Origin of the sequence: Roseovarius aquimarinus (assembly GCF_043661195.1) — a bacterium.
In the GTDB taxonomy this organism is placed as follows: Bacteria; Pseudomonadota; Alphaproteobacteria; order Rhodobacterales; family Rhodobacteraceae; genus Roseovarius; species Roseovarius aquimarinus.
Map to the genome: position 1 here is coordinate 146,687 of NZ_JBIHMM010000001.1, position 22,804 is coordinate 169,490.

Genomic DNA, 22,804 nt, shown 5'->3' on the forward strand with positions numbered 1-22,804 from the left:
TCATTCTCCCGCGATTACAAAGGGTTGAATACGTCTCGGCGCCATGATCCGCATCGCCATGAGGGCGGCGGCGACGAAGATCGCCGCCTCGATCACGAAGACGGCGCCGAAGGCATGCGCATCGCCGAGCCGCGCGAGCCGGAAGAGATCGACCAGCGCCGCACCCGCCAGCCCGCCGAAGCCTGCCGCCACGGCCTGCGCCGCGCCCCAAAGGCCCATGCGCGTGCCCTCGCGCCGCCCGCGCCCTTCGCCGGCCAGCGCCATCATCGAGCCGATGGCCGCGACGGCGAACATGCCGTTGAAAAAGCCGAGCGCGACGACGAGCGGGGTGAAGGCCGTAAGAAGGCCCAGCGTGCCGATCACCGAGATGAGGCAGAGCGCCGCGCAGGAGCCGAGGCAGCCCGCGATGACCCAAGCGCGCAGCGAGCCGCGCTTAAGGCCCGTCGCCATGATGCCGACGACCAGCATCCCCGCGAAGACGCCGCCATTCTGCGCGCCGCTGAGGCTCGTGGTCTGTCCTGGGGTCAGCCCGAAGACGAGGCCTCCGAAAGGCTCAAGGATCAGCTCCTGCATGAAATAGGCTGTCATCGACAGGAACACGAAGATGGTGAAATGCCGTGCCCGCGGCTCTTGCCAGATCTCGGCGAGGCCCTGGCGGAACGGCAGCGTCTCGGGCTCGGGCGCCGCGGTGAGCCGCGCCTCGATCCCCCAGACGGCGAGGATCGTGAGAAGAACCGCCCCCGCCGCGACGATGGCGACGATGCGCAGAAGAAGTGCGGGCGAATAGGGATGAAGCTGCGCGCCCACGACGCTCGCCGTGACGGCGATGCCGAAGATCATCATGAGCCAGGTGATCGTGGCCGCCGCCGCGCGGCGCTCGGGCGCGGTGGTCGAGGCCAGAAGCGCCAGCAGCGACGTGCCCGAGGCGCCGACGCCGAGGCCGATCGCGGCATAGGCCAGCACCGACAGCGCGAGACCCGCCCAATAGGCCGTCTGCATGAGCACGACGCCCGCCGCCGCGCCGAGCCCGCCGAGGGCCAGCACTGCCATGCCGCCGATGATCCAGCGCGTCCGGTTGCCGCCCGTGTCCGAGCGAAAGCCCCATTGCGGGCGGGTGAGCTGAATGCCGTAATGAAGCGCGACCAGCATGCCGGGCAGGACGGCGGGCAGGGCCAGCTCGACCACCATCAGCCGGTTGAGCGTCGAGGTGGTCAGCACGACGATGGCGCCCAAGGCGGCCTGAACGAGGCCGAGCCGCATGATCTGACCCCAGCCGAGCGTCATATGGCGCCTCCCAAGGTTCTGATCGCGAGTGCGGTGACGAGCATTCCGGCGACGTAAAGCAGGACGCCCGTGCCGTTATACCAAGGCGCGAGCCCCTTGGGATCGCGGAGCAGCCTGCGCATGGCGAGAAGCTGAAGAAGCAGGAGGGCCGCGACGCCCGCCGCGTGCAGCGGGCGGTCCCAGAGCAGGAGCAAAGCGATGATGACGGCTTGGGGCAGGGCCATGACGATGCAGGCGACGCGCGCCGCGCGCTCCGGCCCCAGCGTGACGGGCAACGATCTGAGGCCCGTCTTGCGATCGCCTTCGAGCGCCTTGAAATCGTTGAGCGTCATGATCCCGTGCGCGCCGAGCGAATAGAGAAGCGCCGCGACGATCACATGGACCGACGGCGCCCCCGCCGAGATCACGGCGGCGCCGGTGAACCAGGGCAGCCCCTCATAGCAAAGCCCCACCAGCCCCGGCCCCCAGATGCCCGAGCGCTTGGCGCGGATCGGCTCGGCCGAATAGGCCCAGGCGGCGGCGACGCCGATCAGGGTCGCGCCGAAGCCCCAGGGCCCGAGCTGCCAGCCGACGATGAGCGCCAGCGCCGTCATGGCCCACGCGATCCACAGCCCCCAACGGCCCGGAATCTGGCCCGACGGAATGCCGCGATGCGGCTCGTTGATCGCGTCCACATGACGGTCGCACCAATCGTTCGCGGCCTGACTCATGCCGCAGACGATGGGACCGGCGAGAATGATGCCGAGGAGGACCGCGCCCCATTGCCCGGAGACGGGGGCGCCAGCCGAAACGCAGCCGATCGCATAGGCCAGCATCGGCGGAAACCATGTCACCGGCTTGATGAGCTTCAGGGCCGCGAGCGGCCTTGGGTATGACATGCGGGGAAAGGCGGCGATATCCGTCATGACTGTCAGGATAGTATGACAGTCCGCGAGTCGGCAAGTGTAAACTAAAGCTTACAGATGGACGTCAGCCGTCCTTCGCCAGCAACCCGTATTTGCGCAGCTTGACGTAGAGCGACTGCCGGGAAAGGCCGAGCATGTCGGCGGCGGCGACGCGGTTGTTGCCGGTCAGCTCGATGGCCGTCTCGATGCACATCTTTTCGACCACGTCGGTCGTCTGCGCGACGATGTCCTTGAGCGTCGCGCTGCCGACCAGTTCCTTGAGGGGCTTGGCATCCTCCTCGGTGGCGGTCAGGCCTGCGGCGGGCGGAAGCTCGGTCGTCTGCGCATCGCGGAAGACGAAGGCATAGCAGGGCGTATGCCCGTCCGAGAGGAGCGTCGCCGAAATCGTCACCGGACGCTGGCCGCCATATTCGCCGATGACGCGGGTGGTGTAGAGGCGCATGCTGCCGACACGGGCGGCATGCTCCATGAGGACTTTCTGATCGACATTCCCGCGCGACAGGAAATCCGATATCTGGCGCCCGCGCAGGCTGCGCCCGTCCGCGGCGTCCACGAGGTTGAGGAAGGCTTCGTTGGCCGAAGTCACGGCGCCCGCGCCATCGGTCATGACGATCCCGTCCGATCCCGTCTCGCAAAGCGCGATGAGATTGCGGCTGTGGTCGTCCTCGTGAAACGCATGCCCCTCCATCGGGGTGAGGCGGCACAGGAGCATGCGCTCGCCCGCCGCGCGGAAGAGCGTGGGCACGACGCGGATCTTCTCGCCCGTGCGGCTCGCCTCGATCTCGACACCCGCCGCGCCGTCGCCCTGCGCGGCGGCCAGCAGGCGATCCATCAGCTCGGTGCGGGCGGCGCCCTTGATTTCCTGCGCGAGGCTCGCGCCCTGAAGGCTCTCGCGCTTCTTGCCGAGGATGCGGGCGGCGGCGCCGTTCAACTCGGTGATGCGGCCTTCCGTCATGCTGATGAAGACCACGGCATCGGTGACATGGCCCATCAGAACCTGAAAGCGGGTGTCGTATTCGCGGCGGCTCTCGTAATCGCGCTCGAGCGCGATCTGCGCCTTGACGAGCTGCTGCTGCATCTCGGCCACGGGGCGCATGTCGCGCCCCAGCATGAGGATGGTCTGATCGGGGCCGATGTCGTGCAGCGAATAGCTGATCGGGAACTGCCATTTCTTCTGGTCGGCGTAATGGTTCAGCTCGACCGGGCGCGCGACGGCGTCATCGTCGAGAAAGTCGCGCAGCGCGCGGTCGAATTTCGGAACGCTTTCGGAGGTGAGAACCTCGCGCAGATCCATCCGCTCCCATGATTTCAGGTCGGAATAGTTGCGGTTGGCGGGGTTGCTGAGGACGGACAGAACGCTGCCGCTCGGGTCGATGACGATGGCCAGATCGGCCAGTGACGCGATGATGTCGCCCAGAATATCGGGGCCGATCAAGGGAATGGCGCCGCTGTTCCAGTATTTTGTCCCGCGAGACGTCATCCTCTAGTCAGTCCCTTTGGTCGGCTGGCGGATCGGATCGGTCGGCTTGGGATCGGTCGGCCGTCAGAGTGGCAAATCACACATGTTCCGTTATCGGGACAATGTGCCGCGGTTCAACTTACAAAACGAGAGAGCCTCTTCAAGCTTATTCGTTATCTTGTCAACACCTGTGACATGGAGAGCGTTCCCGTCCTTTTCAACGACGACGCCGCCCAGAATGATAGGGGGCGGCGTCTTGGAATTCGCCTTGATTTCCTGAACGACCTCGCGCAGGTCCTCCAGATCGTCGGTCATGCAGGCCGAGACGAAAACGGCGTCGAACTCGAGATCGAGCATCGTCTCGATCAGATCCTCGGTGGACTCGCCGATGGAGAGCTTGACCGAGAAGCCGAGCCGCCGAAGCTGACCGGCGAGGACCATCACCCCAAGCGTATGGTTCGCATCCCGCGACAGGAGCAGCAGGACCGAGGCCTGATCGCCGTTCGCGTTCCAGCGCCGGTCGTCGGATCTGCCCGGCCCGATCTCGCGCAGAAGGAATTGCATGCGCGATGTGCCGATGGTCACGAGGCTGAACGAGGCTTCGTCCTCGCACCAGTCGTCGCCCATGCGGCGGGCGATGGCGGGGATGTAGACGTCGCAGATGTATTCCGGCAGCACGCCGTCCTCGATCATGCGGTGTGCGACGACGCTGCATGCGAGGGGATCGTCGCTGATCGCGGCGTCGAAGAGCATGTCGATGTTGCGGGCGTCGGGGTTCTCTCTCATGGCCTTGGCTCTGAGTGCGACCTCGCCCAAGGCATGCGCGGCGATCTTGCCGACGGTTCCTTGCGAAGATCCGGTGTGGCGCGCTGACTGTGTATCGGACTTCCCGTTCATGGTTGCAGTCCCTCCCTAACCCGTGACGCAATGCTTGCGTTCAAGTCGTGAGGCGCCAGTCGCATCATCCCAGGTTGCAGGAATGATCCGACGCATCCGGTAAAATGTCAAAGAAAATTGACAGTGGGTCTCGGCTTCTATCCGCTGCGCGGTGCATTCAATTGATCGCATTGGACAATTTTCCACCGGCGCTTTCGAGGGGGAGTTTTGCGTTACATCCAATGTGTAAATCAAAGTTGACACATCGCACCGGCGGCGCTTAACTGGGTTTCAGGCAACTTGGTAAGGGTCAGAAATGCTTCGCGATTCTACCACATCTTCGCGCCACCGCCCGCTCTACACCGCGGACCAGAGAAAGCGCCGCGACGGCACGCGCTGGACCCTCGTCCAGGGCATCCTGGCGCCCGCCCAATTCGCCATCTTCCTCGTCTCGCTGGTGCTGGTGCTGCGCTATCTTTCGACCGGCGAGGGCTATGCCGCGGCGACGCTGTCGGTGCTCGTGAAGACGGCCGCGCTCTATCTCATCATGGTGACCGGCGCGATCTGGGAGAAGGTGGTCTTCGGTCAGTACCTCTTCGCGCCCGCCTTCTTCTGGGAGGACGTGTTCAGCTTTGCCGTGATCTTCCTGCATACGGCCTATATCGTTGGACTTTTCTCGGGTGCCATGACTCCCGTCGCCCTCATGTGGCTGGCGCTCGCGGCCTATGCCGCCTATGCGATCAACGCGGGCCAGTTCCTGCGTAAGCTGCGCATGGCGCGGCTGCAATCGGCGGCGCTGACATGAGCGCGGGCGCCCCTGTCGGCGGTGGATGCCGCAGCGCCCCGGTGCTCAAGGAGCGGGGCCAGCGCGAGGTCTTCTGCGGCCTCACGGGCATCATCTGGCTCCACCGCAAGATGCAGGATGCGTTCTTTCTCGTGGTCGGGAGCCGGACCTGCGCGCATCTGCTGCAATCGGCGGCGGGGGTCATGATCTTCGCCGAGCCTCGATTCGCGACGGCGATTCTCGAGGAAGGGGATCTTGCGGGCCTCAACGACGCGCATGACGAGCTCGACCGCGAGGTCGCGCGCCTTCTGGAGCGCCGCCCGGACATCCGCCAGCTCTTTCTCGTGGGTTCCTGCCCCTCGGAAGTCATCAAGCTCGACCTGTCCCGCGCCGCCGAGCGCCTGACAGAAACCTACGCGCCCAAGGTGCGCGTGCTGAACTACTCGGGCTCGGGCATCGAGACGACCTTCACCCAGGGCGAGGATGCCTGCCTTGCCTCGATGGTGCCGGTGCTGCCCGCGACCGAGGCCCGCGAGCTGCTGGTCGTCGGCGCGCTGCCCGATGTGGTCGAGGACCAGATGCTCTCCCTTCTGCGCGACATCGGCGTCGAGACGGTGCGCTGCCTGCCCGCGCGGAGCATGGAGGCGGGCATCGCCGTCGGCCCGAACACGGTCTTCGCGCTGACCCAGCCCTTCCTCGGCGATACATGCGCCGCGCTCGAGCGGCGGGGCGCGCGGCATATCGCGGCGCCCTTTCCCTTCGGCGAGGCGGGCACGACCGCCTGGCTGCGCGCCATCGCGGACGAATTCGGGCTGAGCGACGCGGCCTTCGCCGCCGCCACCGACGCGCCCCGCGCCCGTGCGGCCCGCGCCGTCGCGCAGGCGGCCGAGCACTTGGCGGGCCGGACGGTCTTCTTCTTTCCCGACAGCCAGCTCGAGATCCCTCTGGCCCGGTTTCTGACCCGCGAATGCGGCATGACGGCTCTCGAGGTGGGAAGCCCCTTCATCCACAACGCCATCGTCGGCCCCGATCTCGACCTGATGGAGGCGGGGCCTGTGATCTCGGAAGGGCAGGACGTCGATCTGCAACTCGAGCGCGCGCGCGCCCTACGCCCGGATCTCACGGTCTGCGGCCTCGGCCTCGCCAATCCGCTCGAGGCCGAGGGGCTGACCACGAAATGGGCGATCGAGCTCGTCTTCACGCCGGTCCATTTCTACGAGCAGGCCGGCGATCTCGCGGGTCTCTTCTCGCGCCCGCTGCGCCGCAAGGGCCTGATCTCGAGCCTCTCCGGCAGATTGGAGGCGGCGGAATGAAGCTGGCCGTCTGGACATATGAAGGACCGCCGCATGTCGGCGCGATGCGCGTCGCCACGGCCATGAAGGGGCTGCATTACGTCCTGCACGCGCCGCAGGGCGATACCTATGCGGACCTTCTCTTCACCATGATCGAGCGGCGCGACCACCGCCCGCCGGTCACCTACACCACCTTCCAGGCGCGCGATCTCGGCTCGGACACGGCGCAGCTTTTTCAGGATGCCTGCCGCGATGCCTTCGCGCGGTTCGAGCCGCAGGCGATGATCGTCGGCGCCTCCTGCACGGCGGAGCTGATCCAGGACGATCCGGGCGGGCTGGCCGAGCGGATGGGCCTTCCGATCCCGGTGATCCCTCTCGAATTGCCGAGCTATCAGCGCAAGGAGAATTTCGGCGCGGACGAGACCTTCCTTCAGATCGTGCGCGCCTTGGCGACGCCGGTGGAGCGCAGCGCGCGCATCAGTTGCAACATCCTCGGCCCGACCGCGCTGGGCTTTCGTCACCGCGACGACATCACCGAGTTGACGGCGCTGCTCCACGATATCGGCATCGACGTGAATGTCGTCGCGCCGATGGATGCAGAGCCCGCCGACATCGCCCGCCTCGGCGCCGCGCATTTCAACGTGCTGCTCTACCCCGAGACCGCCGAGAGCGCCGCCCGCTGGCTCGAGCGCGCGCATGGCCAGCGCTATACGAAAACCGTGCCCATCGGCGTCGGCGCCACGCGCGACTTTCTGAGCGAAGTCGCTGGGATCACCGGGCTGCCCTGCCGCGCGGACGAAGCGCGCCTGCGCCTGCCGTGGTATGCCAGATCGGTCGACAGCACGTACCTCACCGGCAAGCGCGTCTTCATCTTCGGGGACGCCACCCATGTGCGCGCCGCCGCGCGGATCGCCCGCGACGAGATGGGGTTCGAGGTGGCGGGACTTGGCTGCTACAACCGAGAATTCGCGCGCGATATTCGTGCCTTGGCGAAGGAATTTCATGTCGATCCGCTCATCACCGACGATTATCTCGAGGTCGAGCGCACCATCGAGGCGCTGCAACCCGAGATGATCCTCGGCACGCAGATGGAGCGCCATATCGGCAAGCGTCTCGGCATTCCCTGCGCCGTCATCTCCGCGCCCGTCCATGTGCAGGACTTTCCCGCGCGCTACTCGCCGCAGGTGGGCTTCGAGGGCGCGAACGTCATTTTCGACACCTGGGTGCATCCGCTCGTGATGGGGCTGGAGGAGCATCTTCTGCACATGTTCCGCGAGGATTTCGAATTTCACGATGCCGCCGGGCCGAGCCATCATGGCGGGCACGCGGCCCCCGAGGTGCCCGCGCCCGAGGCCGCACCGCAGGGCGAAGTCATCTGGCTCGACGCCGCCGAGCGCGAGCTCAGGAAAATCCCCTTTTTCGTGCGCGGCAAGGCACGCCGCAACACCGAGACTTTCGCTCTTTCCAAGCAGCTCAGCGAAATCAGCGTCGATACGCTCTACGAGGCCAAGGCCCATTATGCGCGATGACATGAGCCATCCCTACCGCGTCGTGATCGTGACGCTGGACCGCCACGCGGCGGGGCCCGCCGCGCGCGTCTCGCCGCGCCTCGTCGCCGATTATCCGGGCCTCGACGTCAGCGTGCATGCCGCCGCCGAATGGGGCGAGGATCCGCAGGCGCTGGCCGACACGCGCGCCGCGATTGCGCGGGCCGATATCCTCATCGTCAACATCCTTTTCCTCGAGGAGCATATCAACGCGATCCTGCCGGACCTGACCGCGCGCCGCGCCCAGTGCGACGCCTTCGTCGGCATGGTGGCCGATATCCAGATCGTGCGGCTGACGCGTATGGGCGAGCTCGACATGTCGAAGCCTGCCTCGGTCGCGATGACGCTGCTGAAAAAACTGCGCCCCGCGCCCAAGGGCAAGGGCGGGGCAGGGGCCACGCAGATGAAGATGCTGCGCCGCCTGCCCAAGATCCTCGCGCTGGTGCCCGGCAAGGCGCAGGATCTGCGCCAGTGGTTCCTGAGCATGCAGTATTGGCTGGGCGGCTCGGACGACAATGTCGAAAACCTCGTGCGCAGCCTGACCTCGCGCTACGCCTCGCGGCCCGAATGGCGCGGCACGCGGGCGGCGGCGCCGGTCGAATATCCCGAAACGGGGCTTTACCATCCCGATCTGCCGGAGCGCATCACGACCGACCTCGCCAGCCTGCCCGAGGGCGCGCCGGGGCGTCCCACGGTCGGGCTTGTCATGCTCCGCTCCTACATCCTTGCGGGCGATACCGCGCATTACGACGCGGTCATCCGCCGGCTCGAGGCCGAGGGGCTGCGCGTCATTCCGGCCTTCGCCGGGGGGCTCGATGCGCGTCCGGCGATGGACGCCTATTTCGCGGGGATCGACACGCTTGTCTCGCTCACCGGGTTCAGCCTCGTCGGTGGACCGGCCTATAACGACAGCGATGCGGCGGCGGTCACGCTCGGCGCGCTTGATGTGCCCTATATCTCGGCCCAGCCGCTCGAGTTCCAGACGCTGGACCAATGGGCGACATCCCGGCAGGGGCTGGGCGCGGTCGAGACGACCATGCTCGTGGCCTTGCCCGAGATCGACGGCGCGTCGGGTCCGACGGTCTTCGGCGGGCGGCATTCCGGCGACGGCTGCACCGGCTGCGCCCATCGCTGCCGCGCTCGCGGCGTCGACCGCGCGATGGCGCCTTGCCCCGAGCGTATCGACGCGCTCGCGCGCAAGACCGCGCGGATGGCGCGTCTGCGCCGCGCCAAGAATGCCGAGAAGAAGGTCGCGATCGTCCTCTTCGGCTTTCCGCCCAACGCGGGCGCGATCGGCACGGCAGCCTATCTCAGCGTCTTCGAGTCGCTTCTCAACACGTTGCGGCGGATGCAGGCCGAGGGCTATGACGTGACCCCTCCGGCGTGCGTCGAGGATCTGCGCGCCGCCGTTCTGGAAGGCAACTCGGCCACTTACGGGCAGGAGGCGAATATCGCCGCGATGCTGCCCGCCGACCGGATCGTGGCCGAGACGCCCTGGCTCGAGGAGATCGAGGCCGTCTGGGGCCCCGCGCCCGGCAAGGTGCAGTCGGACGGGCGCGGCGTCTTCATCCTCGGGGCCGAGTTCGGCAATGTCTTCGTCGGCGTTCAGCCGGGCTTCGGCTACGAGGGCGATCCGATGCGCCTTCTGTTCGAGCATGGCTTTGCGCCGACCCATGCTTTCGCGGGTTTCTATCACTGGCTAAAGCACGATCTGAAGGCCGATGTGTTGCTTCATTTCGGCATGCATGGCGCGCTCGAATTCATGCCGGGCAAGCAATCGGGGCTGTCGGGCGCCGATTGGCCCGACCGGCTCATCGGCGATCTGCCGAACGTCTACCTCTATGCCGCCAACAACCCCTCCGAAGCGACCTTGGCCAAGCGCCGCTCGAACGCGGTGACGGTGACGCATCTCACGCCGCCCTTGGCGCAGGCGGGTCTGTACAAAGGACTGGCGGCGCTCAAGGACAGCCTCGTACGCTGGCGCGAGACGGACGCGGCCGAGGCGACGCGCCCCGAGCTCGAGACGCTCATCCGCGATCAGGCCGCCGCCGTCGATCTTGATGGCACCGATCCCGGCAAGCTCTGGCTGAAACTGCTCGAGACCGAGGCGGCGCTCATTCCCAGCGGGCTGCACGTGGTCGGGCGCCCGATGAGCGCCGAGGCGCGCGCCGACATGATCGCGCTGATGAGCCACGCAAGCGAAGCCGAGCGCAACCGCGCCGAGACATTGCTCGGCCAGCAGAGCGAGCTTGACGGGCTGATGCGCGCGCTCTCGGCGCGGTTCGTCGCGCCGGTGCCCGGAGGCGATCTGATCCGCAACGCCGCGATCCTGCCGACGGGCCGCAACATCCATGCCTTCGACCCCTTCCGCATGCCCACCGCCTTCGCGATGCAGGATGGCGCGAAACAGGCGCAGGCGCTTCTCGATGCGCATGACGGGCTGCCGCAATCGGTCGCGCTGGTGCTCTGGGGGTCGGACAACATCAAATCGGATGGCGGCCCGATCGCGCAGGCGCTGGCGCTGATGGGCTGCACGCCGCGCTTCGACGGGCACGGGCGCCTCGCCGGCGCCGATCTCATCCCGCTGGATCTGCTGGGCCGCCCGCGCATCGACGTGATCATGACGCTCTCGGGCATCTTCCGCGATCTCTTGCCGCTCCAGACCCGGATGCTGGCAGAGGCCGCGCTGAAATGCGCCGAGGCCGACGAGCCGGTCGAGCGGAATTTCATCCGCGCCCACGCCCTTGGCTATGCCGAGAAGATGGGCTGCGACATGCGCACCGCCGCGCTGCGCGTCTTCTCGAATGCCGAGGGCGCCTATGGCTCGAACGTCAATCACCTTGTGGACAGCTCGGCCTTCGGCGACGAGGACGAGCTGGCCGATGCCTACCAGGCGCGCAAATCCTTCGCCTACGGCACAGATGGCAAGGCCGCGCAGAACGCCGCGCTCTTGCAGAACGCGCTGGGCGATGTGGATCTGGCCTACCAGAACCTCGAGAGCGTCGAGCTGGGCGTGACCTCGGTGGATCACTATTTCGACACGCTGGGCGGCATTGCCCGCGCGGTGAAACGCGCGCGGGGCGGGGCCGACACGCCCGTCTATATCGGCGACCAGACGCTGGGCGGCACGAAGGTGCGCACGCTGGCCGATCAGGTCACGCTCGAGACGCGCTCGCGCAGTCTCAACCCGAAATTCTACGAGGCGCTGCTCGAGCATGGCCATGAGGGCGTGCGCCAGATCGAGGCGCATATCACCAACACGATGGGCTGGTCGGCGACGGCGGGGCAGGTGGAGCCCTGGGTCTACCGGCGCCTCACCGAAACGTTCGTTCTCGACGAGGGGATGCGCGAGCGGCTGGCGGCACTCAACCCGCGCGCTTCGATGCGCATGGCGAACCGCCTCCTCGAGGCATCCGATCGGTCCTACTGGACCCCCGACGCGGACATGTTGACCGACCTTCAGAACGCGGCCCACGCGCTCGAGGATCGGCTGGAAGGCATTGCGGCCGAATAGGCCCGGAAGGAGACCACGATGGCACTCGACAAGACACCACCCATCCTGCGCGGCGAAGACGGCGAGGGCTCGGTGCAGGTGCATCAGGACGAGAGCGCCGCGATCACCGGCGCCAAGGTCTTTTCCGTCTACGGCAAGGGCGGCATCGGCAAATCGACCACCTCGTCGAACCTCTCGGCGGCGTTTTCCATGCTGGGCAAGCGCGTGCTCCAGATCGGGTGCGATCCGAAGCACGACAGCACCTTCACCCTGACGGGCACGCTCGTGCCCACCGTGATCGACATCCTGAAGGAGGTGGATTTCCACCCCGAGGAGCTTCGGGCCGAGGATTTCGTCTTCGAGGGGTTCAACGGCGTCAAATGCGTCGAGGCGGGCGGCCCGCCCGCCGGGACAGGCTGCGGCGGCTATGTCGTCGGCCAGACGGTCAAGCTGCTGAAACAGCACCACATGCTGGAGGACACCGACGTCGTGATCTTCGATGTGCTGGGCGACGTGGTCTGCGGCGGCTTCGCCGCGCCCTTGCAGCACGCCGACCGCGCGCTGATCGTCACGGCCAATGATTTCGACAGCATCTATGCGATGAACCGCATCATCGCGGCGGTGCAGGCCAAGTCCAAGAATTACAAGGTGCGGCTTGCGGGCTGCGTCGCGAACCGCTCGCGCGAGACGGACGAGGTGGACCGCTATTGCAGCACCGTGGGGTTCAACCGCATCGCGCATATGCCCGATCTGGATGCCATCCGCCGCTCGCGCCTCAAGAAGAAGACCCTCTTCGAGATGGAGGACGACGAGGAGATCGTGCAGGTGCGCAAGGAGTATATTCGCCTCGCCGAAACGCTCTGGAACGGGACCGAGCCACTGGCGCCCGCGCCGCTGCCCGACCGCGAAATCTTCGAGCTTCTGGGGTTCGACTGATGGCGGGCGCGCAGACATATGAAAGCACGCGGGCGCGGGTCGAGCAGTATTTCGACCGCACCGCGACCCGCACATGGGAGCGGCTGACCTCGGACGCGCCGGTCTCGGGTATCCGCGCCACGGTGCGCGCTGGGCGCGACAGGATGCGCGATCTGATGCTGGCGCAACTGCCGCAGGATCTGACCGGCGCGCGCATCCTCGATGCGGGCTGCGGGACCGGGGCGCTGGCCGTCGCGCTCGCCGCGCGCGGCGCGGATGTGGTCGCCATCGACATCTCGCCCGCGCTGATCGACATCGCGCGGCGCCGCCAGCCCGAGGGTCTGCCGGGCCGGATCGAGTTCCGCGCGGGCGATATGCTCACGCCCGAGCTGGGTCACTTCGACCATGCGATGGCGATGGACAGCATGATCTATTACGGAGCCGCCGATATCGCGGGCTGCCTCGGTCGGCTCGCGCCGCGCCTTGCCGAAAGCTTCGTTTTCACCCTCGCGCCGCGCACGCCGCTTCTGATGGCGATGTGGCGCGTGGGGCAGGTCTTCCCGCGCGCCGACCGCTCGCCCACGATGGTGCCGCACAGCGTCAAGGGCATCGCCCGCGCGATGCGGCGCGCCGAAGTGCAGGGCAATCTGCGCCAGATCGAGCGTGTCAATTCAGGCTTCTACATTTCCTCGGCCCTGGAGTTCCGCCCATGATTTTTCGCGCCGGATCTCTGAAAGGGCTGACCTCGCGCATGCTGCCTTTCGCGGATGCGGCGAGCGAGGGGCTGCCCATGGCGCAGTTGTTGCGCCTGTCGCTCTTTCAGGTGTCGGTCGGCATGGCGGCGGTTCTGCTGCTCGGCACGCTCAACCGCGTGATGATCGTCGAATTATCCGTTCCGGCGATGATCGTGGCCTTCTTCATCGCGATCCCGGTCCTCTCGGCGCCGTTCCGCGCGCTGCTGGGCTTTCGGTCTGACAATCACCGTTCGGCCATCGGCTGGAAGCGGGTGCCCTATCTCTGGTTCGGCACGCTCTGGCAGTTCGGGGGCCTTGCCATCATGCCGATGGGCCTCGTCCTCTTCACCGGGCGGCAGGCCATCGACGTGCCCTTCATCGCCGAGCTGGGGGCGGGGCTCGCCTTTCTTCTGACCGGCATCGGCATGCACATGACCCAGACCGCCGGCCTCGCGCTGGCCGCCGACCGCGCCGATGACGAAACACGCCCGCGCGTCGTGGCGCTTCTCTACGTGATGTTCCTCCTCGGCATGCTGCTCTCGTCGATCATTCTCGGAACGCTCCTGCGCGATTTCAGCGAATTGCGGCTCATTCAGGTGGTGCAGGGCGCCGCGGTGATGACCATCGCGCTGAACCTGCTGGCCCTCTGGAAACAGGAGAAGATCAAGCCGATGACGCAGGCCGAGCGCGCGGCGCCGCGCCCGCTCTTCCGCGACGCCTGGGCCGATTTCATGTCGGGCGGCGATGCGGGGCGGCTTCTGGTCGTGGTCTTTCTCGGCACGATGGCCTTCAACATGCAGGACATCCTGCTCGAGCCCTTCGGCGGCGAGATCCTCGGCCTCAGCGTCTCGGCGACGACGCTTCTGACGGCGGTATGGGCCACGGGCGCGCTTTTGGCCTTCGGCCTCGCCGCGCGCTGGCTTTCGCAGTCGCGCGATCCCTACCGGATCGCGGCGCGGGGCGTCCTTGCGGGGCTGGCGGGCTTCTCGGCGGTGATCTTCGCCGATCCGCTCGGCTCGGCCGCCGTCTTCTTCCTCGGCGCGGCGGGCATCGGCTTCGGCGGCGGTCTTTTCGCCGTCGCGACGCTCAACGCCGCGATGACGATGGTCTCGCACGGCACGGCCGACCGGGGCCTCGCGCTCGGCGCATGGGGTGCGGCGCAGGCAACGGCGGCGGGGCTTGCCATCTTTGCGGGCGGCGCGCTGCGCGATCTGGTGGGCGCGGCGGCCATGTCCGGCGCGCTGGGCGAGGCGCTGGCCACGCCGGCCACGGGCTATTCCTTCGTCTATCACCTCGAGATTTACCTGCTCTTCGTCACGCTCATCGCCCTCGGGCCGCTGGTGCGTGTCCGGGCATTCCGCAAATCCACGGGCCCGATCGGGCTCGCGGATTTTCCGACGTAACCCAAAGGGGGACATGATCATGGTCGGTGAAACATTCTTCGGAGACTTCGATCTGGCGAGCGCCGCGATCTGGAGCTTCTGGATCTTCTTCGCGCTGCTGGTCTACTATCTGCAGACCGAGAACATGCGCGAAGGCTATCCCCAGATCGACGAGACGGGGCATGGCAAGCCGCGCGAGGGGCTTTTCTCGCTGCCCAAGGACAAGACGTTCAAGCTGCCGCACGGGCGCGGCGAGGTCAGCGTGCCGTCGGGCCAGCGCAGCGACCGCGAGAAACTGGCGCTCGAGCGCTCGTCCGAAGGGGCGGGCTCTCCCTATGTGCCGACGGGCGATCCGATGGTCGATGGTGTCGGCCCCGCCTCATGGGCGAACCGGCGCGATGTGCCCGAACTCGACGGGCACGGCCATGTGAAAATCAGGCCGATGTCCACCTTGCCGGAATTTCATGTGAGCGCGGGCCGCGATCCGCGCGGCAAGGCGGTCGTCACCGGCGATGGCGAGGTGATCGGGCGCATCATCGACATGTGGATCGACGTGCCCGAAAGCATGGTGCGCTACCTCGTGGTCGATCTCAATCCCGAAGGCTCGGGCGAGACGCGCCTCATCCCCATCAACATGTGCCGCATCAAGAGCGACCGGGTCACCGTGCGCTCGCTCTATGCGGCGCAATTCGCCGGGGTGCCCAATATCAAGGCCAAGGACAAGATCACCTTGCTCGAAGAGGAGAAGATCATGGCCTGGTATGGCGGCGGCACGCTCTATGCCGACCCCAAGAGGCTCGAGGCGCAACTCTGACCGATCGCCCAAGGGAGGGACTGTCATGCACGACGATTTCAAGTTCGAACCGGTGAAGGGCCTGCCCGAGGCGCTGCCCGAGGGCGAGCATATCCTGTGGCAGGGCAGACCCTCGACATGGCGGCTGGCGCGCGAGGCGTGGAAGCTGAACTGGATCGCGGGCTATTTCACGCTTCTCGCGGTCTGGCGTGTGGGCGTGTCGTCGACGCAGCTCCCGCTCGGCGAGGCGATGACGCATGCGGTGCCCTTCGTGGTGATCGGCGCGCTCTGCTGCCTCATCCTTCTGGGGCTCGCCGCGATCTCGGCGCGCTCGACGGTCTACACGCTCACCAACAAGCGGGTGGGCATGCGCATCGGGGCCGCGCTCACCATGACGCTCAATCTGCCCTACACGCAGATCGGCAGCGCCAGCCTCGAACGGAAGCGCTCGGGCCACGGCACCATAGCCTTCGAGCTTCTGGGGGGCACGCGCCTGTCATACCTCATGACATGGCCGCATGTGCGGCCCTGGTACATGGCCCGCACCCAGCCCGCGCTGCGCTGCATCCCGAATGCCGCCCATGTGGCCGAGATCTTCGCCGAAGCAGCCGAAATCCGCACATCGGCGCCGCAGATCGCGCGCCGCCCGCAAACAGCGATCGCAGCGGAGTGAATGCCATGACCGTCACCGACATCAGATCCACCGAGCGCCGCACCCCGCGCATGAAGGCCGCGCCCGAGCGCGAGCTGGTCCCGCGCATCATGGTGATCGCCATGTTCTCGCTGATGGGGCTGACGCTCAGCCTCGCCGCCTATGCGCAACTCTCGGGCGCGCACAAATCCGGCCTTCTGGTCGAGGCGCCCATTGCCGCCGAGCGCGAGATACGCCTCGTCGGCACGCGCGAGGGCGCCGTGACGGTGCTCGACGCGCAGGGGCGGACGATCGCGCAGTCGTCGGACGAGAAGGCCGGCTTCATCGGCGTGGTCTGGCGCGTGCTGGCGCGCCATCGCCTCACCGCCGGACTGCCCGACACCGCCCCCGTGCGCGTCATCCGGCGCGAGAACGGCAACATCGCCGTCCAAGATACCACCACCGACTGGTCCATCGAGCTGATCGGCTATGGAGCAGATAACGTCGCCGCCTTCGCCAGGCTGGTCGACTGAACACCATCAAAGGAGGGAACCTGATGGGACTGATCTTCAGAGAGAAAGAAACGGCACCCTGCACCGTCACCGTGTCGCACCGCTTCGAGGAGCTGAGCGCGCATCTGCGCTTCGACAACGGCGCGATCATCCATCCCGGTGACAGCGTGCTCGTGCATGGCGCCGAGATCATGGCCCCCTACGGCGAGATCGTCGAGGAGCGGCGCGAGGCGACCATCACCCGCGCGAGCAGGCTCGAGCAGATCTGGACGCGCGCCACCGGCGATTTCGAGTTCATGGAGCTTTGCGAATTCTCGTTCTCCGAGGAGGTGATGTCATGAACGCGCCCACACCGCTGCATTCCTCCACCGCGGCCACCGCCGAAGAGGCGATCGCGCGCCAGGAGGCCCTGCCGCCCCTCAGCAACGAGGCGGCCACCGACGTGGCCATGCAGAACACCCTGCTGACGCCGCGTTTCTACACCACCGACTTCGACGAGATGGACGCGATCGACGTCAGCCCCGTCCGCGAGGAATGGGACAGGCTGATCGCCGCCATGAAGGCCGATCCCAACCGAGGCCATTTCAAAAAGAACGAGGACTGGGACGATGTCGATTGGGAGGGAATGGAGCCGAGGCTCAGGCGCGAGTTCATCGACTTCCTGATTTCCTCCTGCACCGCCGAATTCTCGGGCTGCGTGCTCTACAAGGAGATGAAGCGGCGCGGCTCGAACGAGGATATCACGACGCTCTTTCAGCTGATGGCCCGCGACGAGGCCCGCCATGCGGGCTTCATAAACGACGCGCTGCGCGAGGCGGGCATCGCCGTGAACCTCGGATTTCTGACGAGGCAGAAGAAATACACCTATTTCCGACCGAAATTCATCTATTACGCCACGTATCTGAGCGAAAAGATCGGATATGCGCGCTACATCACGATCTTCCGCCATCTCGAGGCGCATCCCGAGCATCGGTTCCACCCGATCTTCAAATGGTTCCGCGAATGGTGCAATGACGAGTTCAGCCACGGCGAGGCCTTCGCGCTCTTGCTGCGCACCGACCCCAGGCTGACGCAGAGCTTCGGCAACCGGCTCTGGATCAAGTTCTTCCTGACGGCGGTCTACGGCACGATGTGGGTGCGCGATCATCAGCGCCCGGTCTTTCACGATGCGCTGGGCGTCGATGTGACCTGGTATGGTCAGGAGGTCTTCCGCAAGACGTCGGAAATCTCGAAACAGGCGTTCCCCTTCACGCTCGACATCGACCATCCGCGCTGGCGCCCAAATCTCGACCGGCTCGAGCGCGCGTCGGTGCAGGTCGCCACGGGCAAGGCGCGGGGCGGGATCGCCGGCACGGCATCGCGGATCGCGGGCATGGCCAAGGCGACGCTCGCCTTCGCGGGTCTCTATTCGATCCCGGTCATCCCGAACGAGATCCCCGCAACCAGCCGATTGGAGCCCGCATACTGATGGCCGCCGAAATCTGGATCGCGGCCTTCGTGGCCCTTTTCGTCTGGTGGTTCTCCACTGGGGCGATCCTCGTCGCCGTGCGCCGGGCCGAAAGGCACGGGCGCGCGGCGCACGTGGCGAATACCGCTCTCGGCCTGCCGCTCCTGGTGCTGGGATGCGCCATGATCGGCACGGCCGGGCCGGGCATCGCCGGTGTCTATTCGGGGTTCCTGGGCGCGCTCGCGATCTGGGCATGGATCGAGCTCGCGTTCCTGTCGGGCGTCATCACCGGCCCCGAGCGGCGCGCCTGCCCGGAGCGCATCGCGCCGCTCGCGCGGTTCGTCCGCGCTTGGCGCACCGTCGCTCATCACGAACTGGCCTTGCTGGCGGGGCTTTTGGCCGTCGCGGCGCTCGGCATATGGCAGGGCGCGGGGCAGGCGAACGGGCCGGGCGGCGAGACCGCGCTCTGGACCTATCTTATTCTCTTCATCGCGCGCATTTCGGCCAAGCTGAACCTCTTTGCCGGGGCGCCGCGCATCAATACCGAATTCGTGCCGAAGCCTCTGGCCCATTTGCCGAGCTACTTCCGGCAAGGCCCCGTCACGCTGATCTTTCCCGTCTCGATCACCGTGCTCAGCTTCGCCGTGGCCTGTTTCCTGCGCCAGCTCTGGCTGGCCGAAAGCGATCCGGCGATCGTCGCGGCCACGCTCTTGACCGCGCTCTCGGCGCTGGCACTGGCCGAGCACTGGCTGATGGTCGTGCCGCTGCCCGATGCGAAACTCTGGCGCTGGATGCTTCCCTCGCCGTCCCGACCGATTCAGAAAGAAGGCAAGACCCATGGACTTTGACACGCTCTTTCAATCGCAGCTCGATGCGCTCAAGGCCGAGGGCAATTACCGTGTCTTCGCCGAGCTGGAGCGCAAATGCGGCAAGTTTCCGCGCGCCGCCAGCCACGGCAAGGACGGGGTGCGGGACGTCACGGTCTGGTGCTCGAACGATTATCTGGGGATGGGCCAGAATCCCAAGGTGATGGGCGCCATGTGCGAGGCCGTGCAGCGCTGCGGAACCGGGGCAGGGGGCACGCGCAACATCTCGGGCACGAACCACGACCATCTGCTGCTCGAGGCCGAGCTTGCGGATCTGCACGGCAAGGAGGCGGCGCTTCTCTTCACCTCGGGCTACGTGTCGAACTGGGCGGCGCTCTCGACGCTGGGAAGCCGGCTCAAGGATTGCGTGATCCTTTCGGATGCGGGCAACCATGCCAGCATGATCGAGGGGATCCGGCATTCGCGCGCGACCAAAATTCTCTGGAAGCACAACGACGTCGCCGATCTCGAGGCCAAGCTGCGGTCGCTGCCCGCCCACGTGCCCAAGATCATCGCCTTCGAGTCGGTCTATTCGATGGATGGCGACATCTGCCCGATGCTCGAGATCGTGGAACTGGCCGAGACATACGGCGCCATGACCTATCTCGACGAGGTGCACGCCGTGGGCCTCTACGGGCCGCGCGGCGGCGGCATTTCCGAGCGCGAGGGGCTGGCCCACCGCATCACGCTGATCGAGGGCACGCTGGGCAAGGCCTTCGGCGTCGTCGGCGGCTATATCACCGGCTCGGCCGCGCTGTGCGATTTCATCCGCTCCTTCGCGAGCGGCTTCATCTTCACCACGGCCCTGCCGCCCGCCATCGCGGCCGCCGCGCGCGCCTCAATCGCGCATCTCAAGCTGTCGAGCTTCGAGCGGATGCAGCAGCGCCGGCAGGTCGCGGCGCTGCGCGCGCGGCTCGACGCGGCGGGCATCCCGCATATGCATAACGAGAGCCATATCATCCCGGTTCTCATCAAGGATCCGGTCAAGACGAAGATGCTGGCCGACACGCTGATGGAGGATTGGGGGATCTACGTGCAGCCGATCAACTATCCCACAGTGCCCAAGGGCACCGAGCGATTGCGCTTCACGCCGTCGCCGCTCCATAGCGACGCCGATATCGATTACCTGATGAGCGCGCTCGTCATGCTCTGGAAGCAATGCGCGATTTCGCGCGCCGTCGCCTGAGCGTGGGCGGCACCCGGCCGAAAGGGTTTCCCTTGCGGCAATCCGCCCTAGCTCAACTCTCAAACACCACTTCGCGTACCCCAAAGGGAGGAAAACCCAAATGATCAGATCACTCGCAATCACCTCGGTCCTGCTGGCAACACCGGCCTTCGCTCAGGACATGGCCAGCGGCGACGCCGAAGCCGGCGAAGGCGTCTTCAAGCAATGTGCCGCCTGCCACGTCGTCGAGAACGAAGCGGGCGAGACGCTCGCCGGTCGCAACGGCAAGGTCGGCCCGAACCTTTACGGCATCGCGATGCGCACCTTGGGCACCTATCCCGAATTCCGCTACAGCGACGCGCTCGTCGAGCTGGGCGAAGGCGGCGCGGTCTGGGACGAGGAGAATTTCGTCGGCTACGTGCAGGACCCGACTGGCTGGCTGCGCGAGGAGCTCGACAACAACCGCGCCCGCGGCAAGATGGCCTACAAGCTCGGCTCCGAGGAAGATGCCCGGAACGTCTATGCCTACCTCGCCTCGCTCGGCCCGGCGGAGGGCGAGGAGACCAAGGCAGCCGAATAGGCCTCAAGGTTTCGAACGAAATGCCCGGCGCGCGCGCCGGGCATTTTTTGTGCGATTGGCGGCGGGAGGCATCCGACTCGCTCAGCGCTCAGAAGATGAGAGCGGGAAGCCATGTCGCAAGGCTCGGCAGAAACCAGATGAGCAGCACGCCCATGGCCTGCAGCCCGATGAAGGGCAAGACGCCCGCGTAGATATGGCCCGTTGTGACCTCCTTGGGTGCCGCACCGCGCAGATAGAAGAGCGAGAAGCCGAACGGCGGCGTCAGAAAGGACGTCTGGAGGTTGATCGCGATCAGGATGCCGAGCCAGATCGGGTCATGCCCCATCACGATGAGCGGCGGCACGAGCAGCGGCAGAAGGATCACTGAGATCTCGACGAAATCGAGGAAGAAGCCCAGCACGAAGATGAAGGCCATACTGAAGACGAGCGCGCCGGTCGCGCCGCCGGGCATGCTTAGCAGTAGGCGCGCGACGCGGTCCTCCCCACCGAGGCCGATGAAGACGAGAGAGAAGATGCCCGCCGCGAGGATCGTGGCGAAGATCATCGCCGTCATCGTGAGCGTCGAGCCGATCGCTTCCTGCACCACCTCCGCGCGCAATGCCGAGCGCAGGGCAAGGGCGATGGCGATGCCGCCGCCAAGCGCCAGAAGGATGTAGACGCCGCCCGCGATATAGGAGCCCAGCTCGAGATCGCTGCGCTGAAGGCGCACCGGAAAGAGCCCGGCGAGAATACCCAAGACCACCAGCGCGGCGGTGCCCAGCATGATGAGCTTTCGGCTGACGCCCAGCCGTATGCCGGCCATGAGAAGCGCGCCTATGGCGCCGACGGAGGCCGCCTCGGTCGGAGTGGCGATGCCGCCGAGGATGGCGCCCAGCACGGCGAAGATCAGCAGGATGGGTGGAATGATGGCGCCGATCACCTCGTTATGGTCCGGCTTCGGCTGATCGAACGCGGCGGGCGGCATCTCGCCGGGTCGAAGCACACCGCGCGTCAGGATATAGACGAGATAGAGACAGACCAGCACCAGCCCCGGCACGATGGCGGCCGCGAAGAACTGGCCGACCGACAGCGCCTCTACCGCGAATTTGCCCTGCTCGTATTGCGCCTGCTGAAAGGCGTTCGACATGACGTCGGCGAGGATGATGAGCAGCGTCGAGGGTGGAATGATCTGGCCGAGCGTGCCTGCCGTGCAGACGATCCCGCTCGCCACGCGCGGATTGTAGCCCGCGCGCAGCATGGTGGGCAGGGCGATCATGCCCATCGCCACCACCGTCGCACCCACGATGCCGGTCGAGGCCGCGAGGAGGGCGCCGACAAGAACCACCGAAATTCCGAGCCCGCCGCGAAGCTGACCGAAAAGTCGGCCCATCGTGTCCAGCAACTCCTCGGCGATGCGGCTTTTCTCCAGAAGCGCACCCATCAGCACGAAGAGCGGAATGGCGATCAGCACCTGGTTGCTGATGAGGCCGAAGACGCGCTGCCCCATCGAGCCGAGAAGCGAGATGTCCATCACTCCGAGCGCCCAGCCGAGATAGGCGAAGACGATGCCGACGCCCGCGATGCTGAACGAGACCGGAAAGCCCGAGAGAATGGCGACCATGAGGGCCGCGAACATGATGAGGTCGAGATATTCGGTCATGGGCGCGCTTTCGGCGTGAGCAGCCCGATCAGCAGCGCGACGGATTGCAGCATGACGAGGATGCAGAAGGCGGGAATGAGCGACTTGAGCAGGAAGACCGCCTCGATCCCGCCGACCGAAATGGGGCCTTCGAGAATGCTCCATGAGTTGCGCACCGATGGCCAGGACCAGTAGAGCAGCGCCGCCATCGACGGCAGCAACAGGAACATATGCCCGAAAATGTCGATGCGCCGTTGGTTCGCCGCGCTCAGCTTGGCAAAGAAAACGTCGACGCGCACATGCTTGTCCACCAGAAGCGTATAGCCCGCGCCCAGCATGAAGAGCGTGGCGTGAAGGTAGAGCACGCTTTCCTGCGCGGCGATGGAATTCACGCCGAAGACGTAGCGCCCGACCACGATGGCGAACTGGATCAGCACCATGAAAAGTGCGAGCCATCGAACGAGTCGCGCGACCCAGGTGTTGAGACTGTCGATCGCGGCGGCGATGCGGATCATGGGTGC

The 22,804-nt window shown here is 66.3% G+C and carries 21 protein-coding genes; 15 read left to right on the forward strand and 6 right to left on the reverse strand.

Annotated elements, in window-relative coordinates; translation table 11 throughout:
* The 4 genes from ACGRVM_RS00725 to ACGRVM_RS00740 all read right to left on the reverse strand — a co-directional run bounded on the left by ACGRVM_RS00725 (position 1) and on the right by ACGRVM_RS00740 (position 4,434).
* Complete coding sequence (locus ACGRVM_RS00725) at positions 1-1,284, reverse strand: BCD family MFS transporter (RefSeq protein ID WP_377169695.1); 1,284 nt, start codon at positions 1,282-1,284, stop codon at positions 1-3.
* Positions 1,281-2,189 (reverse strand): chlorophyll synthase ChlG, encoded by a 909-nt coding sequence (chlG, locus tag ACGRVM_RS00730; RefSeq protein WP_377169693.1) that lies wholly within the window; start codon positions 2,187-2,189, stop codon positions 1,281-1,283. Before chlG ends, ACGRVM_RS00725 begins: the two co-directional genes overlap by 4 nt.
* A 64-nt stretch (positions 2,190-2,253) precedes the next feature.
* The gene (ppsR, locus tag ACGRVM_RS00735; protein WP_377169691.1) at positions 2,254-3,669 is read right to left on the reverse strand and encodes a transcriptional regulator PpsR; all 1,416 of its coding nucleotides are present in this window, start codon (positions 3,667-3,669) and stop codon (positions 2,254-2,256) included.
* A 90-nt stretch (positions 3,670-3,759) separates the two neighbouring features.
* Positions 3,760-4,434, reverse strand: coding sequence for a cobalamin B12-binding domain-containing protein (locus ACGRVM_RS00740; RefSeq protein WP_377169688.1), 675 nt, complete (start codon positions 4,432-4,434; stop codon positions 3,760-3,762).
* A 406-nt stretch (positions 4,435-4,840) separates the two neighbouring features.
* Between ACGRVM_RS00740 and bchF the strand changes: the two genes are divergently transcribed.
* From bchF to ACGRVM_RS00815, 15 genes are all read left to right on the forward strand, one after another.
* Entirely contained in the window at positions 4,841-5,329 is a 489-nt protein-coding gene (bchF, locus tag ACGRVM_RS00745) for a 2-vinyl bacteriochlorophyllide hydratase (protein WP_377169686.1), read from the forward strand.
* On the forward strand, positions 5,326-6,621 hold the full coding sequence (locus ACGRVM_RS00750) for a ferredoxin:protochlorophyllide reductase (ATP-dependent) subunit N (protein ID WP_377169684.1): 1,296 nt from the start codon (positions 5,326-5,328) through the stop codon (positions 6,619-6,621). Before bchF ends, ACGRVM_RS00750 begins: the two co-directional genes overlap by 4 nt.
* Entirely contained in the window at positions 6,618-8,129 is a 1,512-nt protein-coding gene (bchB, locus tag ACGRVM_RS00755) for a ferredoxin:protochlorophyllide reductase (ATP-dependent) subunit B (RefSeq protein WP_377169682.1), read from the forward strand. Before ACGRVM_RS00750 ends, bchB begins: the two co-directional genes overlap by 4 nt.
* A complete protein-coding gene (locus tag ACGRVM_RS00760) occupies positions 8,119-11,661 on the forward strand; it encodes a magnesium chelatase subunit H (RefSeq protein ID WP_377169680.1) in 3,543 nt (1,180 codons plus the stop codon). Before bchB ends, ACGRVM_RS00760 begins: the two co-directional genes overlap by 11 nt.
* Before the next feature lie 18 nt (positions 11,662-11,679).
* Positions 11,680-12,576 (forward strand): ferredoxin:protochlorophyllide reductase (ATP-dependent) iron-sulfur ATP-binding protein, encoded by an 897-nt coding sequence (gene bchL / locus ACGRVM_RS00765; RefSeq protein WP_377169678.1) that lies wholly within the window; start codon positions 11,680-11,682, stop codon positions 12,574-12,576.
* The gene (gene bchM / locus ACGRVM_RS00770; protein WP_377169676.1) at positions 12,576-13,268 is read left to right on the forward strand and encodes a magnesium protoporphyrin IX methyltransferase; all 693 of its coding nucleotides are present in this window, start codon (positions 12,576-12,578) and stop codon (positions 13,266-13,268) included. Before bchL ends, bchM begins: the two co-directional genes overlap by 1 nt.
* Positions 13,265-14,692 carry an MFS transporter gene (locus ACGRVM_RS00775; protein WP_377169674.1) on the forward strand — a complete coding sequence of 476 codons (1,428 nt, stop codon included), beginning with the start codon at positions 13,265-13,267 and terminating at the stop codon, positions 14,690-14,692. Before bchM ends, ACGRVM_RS00775 begins: the two co-directional genes overlap by 4 nt.
* A gap of 19 nt (positions 14,693-14,711) precedes the next feature.
* Positions 14,712-15,485, forward strand: coding sequence for a photosynthetic reaction center subunit H (gene puhA, locus ACGRVM_RS00780; RefSeq protein ID WP_377169672.1), 774 nt, complete (start codon positions 14,712-14,714; stop codon positions 15,483-15,485).
* A gap of 25 nt (positions 15,486-15,510) precedes the next feature.
* On the forward strand, positions 15,511-16,137 hold the full coding sequence (puhB, locus tag ACGRVM_RS00785; RefSeq protein WP_377169670.1) for a photosynthetic complex putative assembly protein PuhB: 627 nt from the start codon (positions 15,511-15,513) through the stop codon (positions 16,135-16,137).
* 5 nt (positions 16,138-16,142) lie between these two features.
* Entirely contained in the window at positions 16,143-16,628 is a 486-nt protein-coding gene (gene puhC / locus ACGRVM_RS00790) for a photosynthetic complex assembly protein PuhC (protein WP_377169668.1), read from the forward strand.
* A gap of 23 nt (positions 16,629-16,651) precedes the next feature.
* A complete protein-coding gene (locus tag ACGRVM_RS00795) occupies positions 16,652-16,948 on the forward strand; it encodes a hypothetical protein (RefSeq protein ID WP_377169666.1) in 297 nt (98 codons plus the stop codon).
* On the forward strand, positions 16,945-18,075 hold the full coding sequence (gene acsF, locus ACGRVM_RS00800; protein WP_377169664.1) for a magnesium-protoporphyrin IX monomethyl ester (oxidative) cyclase: 1,131 nt from the start codon (positions 16,945-16,947) through the stop codon (positions 18,073-18,075). Before ACGRVM_RS00795 ends, acsF begins: the two co-directional genes overlap by 4 nt.
* Entirely contained in the window at positions 18,075-18,902 is an 828-nt protein-coding gene (gene puhE, locus ACGRVM_RS00805) for a putative photosynthetic complex assembly protein PuhE (RefSeq protein ID WP_377169662.1), read from the forward strand. The genes acsF and puhE overlap by 1 nt, the downstream gene beginning before the upstream one ends.
* Positions 18,892-20,106 carry a 5-aminolevulinate synthase gene (gene hemA / locus ACGRVM_RS00810; RefSeq protein ID WP_377169660.1) on the forward strand — a complete coding sequence of 405 codons (1,215 nt, stop codon included), beginning with the start codon at positions 18,892-18,894 and terminating at the stop codon, positions 20,104-20,106. Before puhE ends, hemA begins: the two co-directional genes overlap by 11 nt.
* Before the next feature lie 100 nt (positions 20,107-20,206).
* On the forward strand, positions 20,207-20,665 hold the full coding sequence (locus tag ACGRVM_RS00815) for a c-type cytochrome (RefSeq protein ID WP_377169658.1): 459 nt from the start codon (positions 20,207-20,209) through the stop codon (positions 20,663-20,665).
* Between the two features lie 88 nt (positions 20,666-20,753).
* On the opposite strand, the gene ACGRVM_RS00820 is transcribed toward ACGRVM_RS00815, so the two are convergent.
* Both ACGRVM_RS00820 and ACGRVM_RS00825 read right to left on the reverse strand, forming a co-directional pair.
* Positions 20,754-22,304, reverse strand: coding sequence for a TRAP transporter large permease (locus tag ACGRVM_RS00820; protein ID WP_377169656.1), 1,551 nt, complete (start codon positions 22,302-22,304; stop codon positions 20,754-20,756).
* Positions 22,301-22,798, reverse strand: coding sequence for a TRAP transporter small permease subunit (locus ACGRVM_RS00825; RefSeq protein WP_377169653.1), 498 nt, complete (start codon positions 22,796-22,798; stop codon positions 22,301-22,303). Before ACGRVM_RS00825 ends, ACGRVM_RS00820 begins: the two co-directional genes overlap by 4 nt.
* Positions 22,799-22,804 lie beyond the last annotated feature (6 nt).